Annotated in this window: 5 protein-coding genes; all 5 read left to right on the forward strand. The window is 57.0% G+C overall.

Annotated features, from left to right (window positions below; all coding sequences use genetic code 11):
- Nucleotides 1-351 precede the first annotated feature (351 nt).
- The 5 genes from VGE80_RS15925 (at nucleotide 352) to VGE80_RS15945 (ending at nucleotide 5,439) form a co-directional block, all read left to right on the forward strand.
- The gene (locus VGE80_RS15925) at nucleotides 352-1,047 is read left to right on the forward strand and encodes a hypothetical protein (RefSeq protein ID WP_397569025.1); all 696 of its coding nucleotides are present in this window, start codon (nucleotides 352-354) and stop codon (nucleotides 1,045-1,047) included.
- A gap of 181 nt (nucleotides 1,048-1,228) precedes the next feature.
- A complete protein-coding gene (rph, locus tag VGE80_RS15930; RefSeq protein WP_440593359.1) occupies nucleotides 1,229-1,984 on the forward strand; it encodes a ribonuclease PH in 756 nt (251 codons plus the stop codon).
- A 385-nt stretch (nucleotides 1,985-2,369) separates the two neighbouring features.
- On the forward strand, nucleotides 2,370-3,575 hold the full coding sequence (locus VGE80_RS15935; protein WP_440593360.1) for a serine hydrolase domain-containing protein: 1,206 nt from the start codon (nucleotides 2,370-2,372) through the stop codon (nucleotides 3,573-3,575).
- Nucleotides 3,576-3,710: 135 nt separating this feature from the next.
- Nucleotides 3,711-4,766 (forward strand): DUF4838 domain-containing protein, encoded by a 1,056-nt coding sequence (locus VGE80_RS15940; protein WP_440593361.1) that lies wholly within the window; start codon nucleotides 3,711-3,713, stop codon nucleotides 4,764-4,766.
- A gap of 61 nt (nucleotides 4,767-4,827) precedes the next feature.
- Nucleotides 4,828-5,439, forward strand: a complete 612-nt coding sequence (locus tag VGE80_RS15945; protein ID WP_397569021.1) for a carbohydrate-binding family 9-like protein — start codon at nucleotides 4,828-4,830, stop codon at nucleotides 5,437-5,439.
- Nucleotides 5,440-5,590: the final 151 nt, after the last annotated feature.

Raw genomic sequence — 5,590 nt, forward strand, 5'->3', positions numbered from 1 at the left:
CCCAGAGTCCAAGTTATCAGATTCCCCCCGCATGGTCATGCCCTCGGCGTTTCCCTTCGAATCGCACCATCTTAAAAAAACGGCATGGCATCACGAATAAATCAGCTCCGCACAGCTAAACCAGTTCTGCACCTCGACCTGAACCGGCGTGGAACACGCCGAATCCGTTCTGATACTTGACCGCAACTTGCGGGACAGTCCCCGACAAGCGAGCCCGAATGACGTCGACGGAATCTGGATTTCTGGCTACAAGTCTCCGGTGCAGTGGTGCGAACTCTCAGGTGCGGAGGCTCCGCGACTGCGACCGATTTTGGTTCGGCTCTCGCCATTCTTGTCTCAGATCAGGTTGTCATGGAATCGACACTTCATCGTGAACTTAAGCTGCTCTACAGCGGTTCGGCAGAAGACGTTGAAGTCCAGGTCGATGGTTATCGGATCGACGCCGTCGTTGATGGGACTCTGTTTGAAATCCAGCAGGCGTCGCTGGGCGCTCTTCGCAGCAAAGTCCGTGCACTTCTGGATCGTCATGAAGTCGTGGTCGTGAAGCCACTCGCCTCACGCAAACGACTCATCCGGCGTGCCAAAAAAGATGGCCCGGTGATCTCGTCGCGTTTCAGCCCCTTGCGGGAATCGATCTTCCACTTGTTTGAGGACCTGGTCTACTTCGTCGATCTTTTCCCGCACCAACGATTGACGCTGGAAGTGGTGCTGACGGAACAGGAAGAACATCGCATCAGTAAGGTCCGGCGGCGGCGATTCGGTCCCGACTACCGCGTGGAAGACAGACGCCTCGTGCAGGTGGTCTCGTCGCATTCGCTGCGTACCCTGGCAGATCTGCGGGCTCTGTTGCCGGTGACGCTGGTCTCTCCCTTCACCACCGAGGATCTGGCGCGCGAGGCACGGATCCCCCGGTGGATCTCGCAGAAAATGGCCTATTGCCTGAGAAAAACCGGTGCCGTCAACGTCATCGGAAAGAGAGGCCGATCCATCCTGTACGAGCTCCCCGTTGAAAAGCTGACGAAGCGAAGAACGCGGAAAGCTGCCTGATCGGATCATCCCATCAACCGGCCTGCGAGCGCCGGCAGAACTGTCCCCCAGGCCTTCTGTCTGAACGGGACATGGCAGAAACGAGTCTCTCGCATTGAACGCGATGTGCTGCGAGAATACGTTGCTGAACAATCTGCAAACTCTATTTTCCTGCGACGAAGAGTACACGAACGAGACCCCCATGCGCCACGACCAGCGACAACCCGAAGAATTGCGACCGATCCGAGTTCAACGCCACTTTGTTGGAGCAGCCCCCGGCAGCGTGCTGATCTCCGCCGGCAAGACGACGGTGCTGTGTACCGCCAGCATCGACAGCACTCTTCCCCCTTGGAAGGCCAACTCCGATCCCGCCACACTTTCTGGCTGGCTCACCGCCGAATACTCCATGCTCCCCGGCAGCACTTCGCCACGAAAGCGACGCGAACGCGACAAGATGGACGGCCGCTCGACCGAAATTCAGCGACTCATCGGACGCAGCCTGCGCTCAGCACTCGATTTCCGCGCCCTTGGTCCCCGCACGATCGCCATCGACTGCGATGTGCTGGAAGCGGACGGCGGCACCCGAACGCTGAGCATCACGGGGGGGTTCATTGCCTTGTGCGATGCCATCGCCTCGATTCGTAGCGAACTCCCTGCCGATCGCCCCGTCATCGAGCGCAGCATCGCGGCGATCAGTGTCGGCGTCGTCAACGGGACGCCAGTACTGGATCTGGATTATGTGGAAGACAGCACCGCCGAAGTCGATATGAACGTCGTGATGAGCGGTACGGGCCAGTTCATTGAAGTGCAGGGAACCGCCGAAGGCAAACCCTTCTCACGCGAATTCCTCAATCAGCAACTCGACCTCGCTGCAAAAGGGATTGAACAACTGACTCGCCTTCAGCGCGAAGCCCTCGGCCCCGACTGGCCCTCCTTCGATCCCTCCATCACGGGCTGAATCAGAAAAGCATTTGACACCGTGGGAACGTCATCGCGCGCCGCTCCACGATCAAGTGACAATCAGACCGCTTCGCTCTGAATCCCCGCCATCATGAATAACCCTTTGCATGACGAGGTGACCAACTTCGGCCTGCGAAGGGCATTTGCACAATTCGTGGGCTGAAGTCGCGGGCTGAAGCAGTACGATAATCGACGCCAATTGGACTCGTTCGCTGCCGGTGTCGCCAGAGATATCCGAGAAGTTCAATCACACCGGCAGAGAAATTGCAGGGGTCGACTGGGGCGCGGGCATCTGCTGAAGTAGGATCTGATCCGGCAAAGCGAAAATTCATTGAGCGGAATGTTGACCGCAAACTGGGACGGGACACGCGAGGACGTTGAGCATGAAAAGCCAGGGACTGACGAAAACGGGACTTGATCGGCTGAATCGAGTTCTTTGCGGATATGTCGAACGGAAGGAAGTTCCCGGGTTGGTGGCGCTGGTGAGCCACGTTGACCAGGTCCATATCGAGGGACTGGGGACCATGTCGGTTGGCGAAGACGCTCTCATGAAGCGAGATACCCTGTTCCGGATTGCGTCGCTGACCAAACCGATCACAGCCGTTGCGGCCATGATTCTGGTGGAAGAATGCCAGTTGCGGCTGGATGAATCGATCGAAACGTGGATTCCGGAACTGGCGAACCGCCGCGTCCTGAAGTCATTGGCATCGGAATTGGACGACACGGTTCCCGCCGCCCGCCCCATCACCTTACGCGACTTACTGACGTCATGCATGGGGATTGGCAGCGTGCTGGCTCCGCCGGATACGTACCCGATCCAGAAGCGGATTCGCGAAGATCACATCGGCGGTGACCGCCCTCCTCTTCCGACGCTCATCTCGGGAACCGACGAGTGGTTGCAGAAACTTGGAGCCCTGCCCCTGATCGCACAACCGGGGGAAAGATGGATGTATCACATCAGTCAGGATGTTCTGGGCGTCCTGATTTCGCGCGTCTCGGGTCAGTCACTCGGGGACTTCATGCGTGAACGGATCTTTGAGCCTCTGGGGATGGAAGACACCGCGTTCCACGTCCCCGAGCAAAACCGGGATCGGCTGCCCACTTGTTACAATTTCAATCGCGAGACGCAGGAGCTGCATGTCTACGACGACGCTCAGAACAGTGCCTGGCATGCGGAACCGGCGTTTGAATCCGGCGGCGGGGGAATCGTTGCGACGATCGAAGACTACTTCGCGTTCACGCTAATGATGCTGAATAACGGTTGGCACGGACGCAAACAGATTTTGTCCCGCGCATCGATTCAGCTCATGAGGTCAGATCAACTGACGCCAGAACAACGAGCGGGGTCGGAGGTCTTCTTCGGCCGTCACGGCAGCTGGGGATTCGGTGTGGGAGTCGACATCTTCCGCGACGACATCTTCCGCACACCCGGCCGCTTCGGGTGGGACGGAGGACTGGGAACCTCGGCCTACATCGATCCCGCCGAAGGGATGATTGGCATTCTGATGACGCAAAGTCTGTTGCATTCCCCCACCCCACCCAAGATCTTCACCGATTTCTGGACGCTGGCGTACGGAGCAATGGAATAAGCCTATCCTCTATCACTGAAAACAGGAACCCGGGACTCGTCGTGCTTCGGCATCACGATTCAATTCATGAGCCAGTCCCTTTGACCCGCTTTGTTCTCGCATCTCAGTTTCCCCCTTTAAGAAGCGATTACCCTGATGAATCGTCGCACCTTCCTGACGACTGCTGTGGCTTCCACCGTAGGAAGCGCGATGGTCTCCGGTCAATCAGACAATCCTCGTAAACAGACCCGGGGTGTCGTTCTTTATCCGTTCGATTTGTCTCTCCGCGACTGGCCCGAGCGATGCGCTCAAGCCGGGATCAATACCATCGGGCTTCACGCGGCCCAGCGATTCAATGTTCTGATCAATTTCATTCAGAGCGACGCGGGACAGAGCTTTCTCAATCGGTGTCGACAACTGGGAATCGAAGTCGAATACGAACTGCACGCCGTCGGCGAACTGCTGTCGCGCGAACTTTTCTATAAAGATCCAACGCTGTTTCGCCTGGATGAACACGGGAATCGTACTTTCGATTCGAACTGTAATCCGTTCTCGAAAACAGCTCTCGACCTCATCGCGGAAGAAGCCGTTCGCATTGCGAGAATCCTCACGCCGACGACCCATCGCTATTTCTACTGGCCCGATGATGGGGCGAAATGGGACTACAGCGAACAAGCCAAAGGACTGAATGCCAGTGATCAGGCACTGATTGTCGAAAATCACATTCTGAAAGCCCTACGAAGGGAAGTGCATCCAGCGGCAACGCTTGCGCATATCAGCTACAGCCACACGCTCGCTGCTCCAACCCAGATTCGCCCGGAACCCGGCATCTTTCTGGAATTCGCGCCGTTCGCACGCGACCTAAATAAGCCGATCTCTGACCGGGAAGCCAAGACTCGCAGTACGAACCCTGACCCCAGCACCAATTTCGGGTATCTCGACATCCTCAAGAAGAATATGGACGTGTTTGGAGTCGAGACTACACAGGTCCTGGAGTATTGGCTGGACGTGTCGTTGTTCTCGCGCTGGACCCGGCCCGCCGTCAAAGTCCCCTGGAAAGAAGAGGTCTGCCGGTCCGATGTGGCGACTTACCGCCAGTTCGGTGTACGAAACATTACGACCTTCGCCACGTACATCGACGCCGACTATGTCCAGAACCACGGTGATCCGCAGCCCGTCCTGAACTCGTACGGAAGAGCCCTGGCGCAATAGCAGCCGGGAATCTGTTCGCAGCCACCGGCATCCCGACGATGATCATTGGAGTGCGTCTCGAATGAAGCCCACACTGTTTGTCTTTTTCCTCCTGATGAGTCTCATCGGAACCACAATCTCAGACTTTACGTTTCCCTGGTCGGATAAGCCTGCTCCACCAACGACGTTCAAAGCAAAGGTTGTGGGGGACCGACTTCACTTCTCTTTCGACGTCACCGACTCCGACGTGATCTGCAGTAAGGAGTGGAAAGGAGAATCGACAGTCGATCACGAGGATCGCGTCGAAATCTTCATCGCGAAAGACAACGACCTGCACGACTACTGGTGCATCGAAATCGATCCGGAAGGACGTGTCCATGACTACTATGCCCGGCATTACCGCAAGTTTGACAGCAAGTGGAACTGCCCCGGATTGAAAACGCTCGCTCGACGTACCGACCACGGTTATGAAGTCGAAACGAGTCTGCCGCTCGCGACACTCAGCGATCTTCTGGGCGAACCGATTCAAAGCGGCAGTCGGATTCGTATCGGTCTGTTTCGGGCCGAGTTCTACGGAACAGCCGAAGGTTCCCGCGGCGAGGCGAACGACAATTGGATCAGTTGGGTCAAACCCACGACCCAGAACCCCGACTTTCATATCCCGTCCGCGTTCCGTGAATGGCAGGTTCCCTGAGGGGCGCGAGAGACGAAGTGAAAAGGGTGTCCCCTGCTCACGGGTGTCTCCAGTCAAGGTTTCGTCCGCGCACGAAGATCGCCGCTCTGCAACAGGGTAGTCACGCTCATCAAGTTGACCAGTCGATTCACGTGATGGAATTCGAATGTTA

This window comes from Schlesneria sp. (genome assembly GCF_036405755.1).
Taxonomy (GTDB): domain Bacteria; phylum Planctomycetota; class Planctomycetia; order Planctomycetales; family Planctomycetaceae; genus Schlesneria; species Schlesneria sphaerica.

Excerpts from the sequence above, each read along its gene's own strand:
- VGE80_RS15925 (WP_397569025.1), top strand. The coding sequence starts at position 352 with ATGGAATCGACACTTCATCGTGAACTTAAGCTGCTCTACAGCGGTTCG.
- rph (WP_440593359.1), top strand. The coding sequence starts at position 1,229 with ATGCGCCACGACCAGCGACAACCCGAAGAATTGCGACCGATCCGAGTT.
- VGE80_RS15935 (WP_440593360.1), top strand. The coding sequence starts at position 2,370 with ATGAAAAGCCAGGGACTGACGAAAACGGGACTTGATCGGCTGAATCGA.
- VGE80_RS15940 (WP_440593361.1), top strand. The coding sequence starts at position 3,711 with ATGAATCGTCGCACCTTCCTGACGACTGCTGTGGCTTCCACCGTAGGA.
- VGE80_RS15945 (WP_397569021.1), top strand. The coding sequence starts at position 4,828 with ATGAAGCCCACACTGTTTGTCTTTTTCCTCCTGATGAGTCTCATCGGA.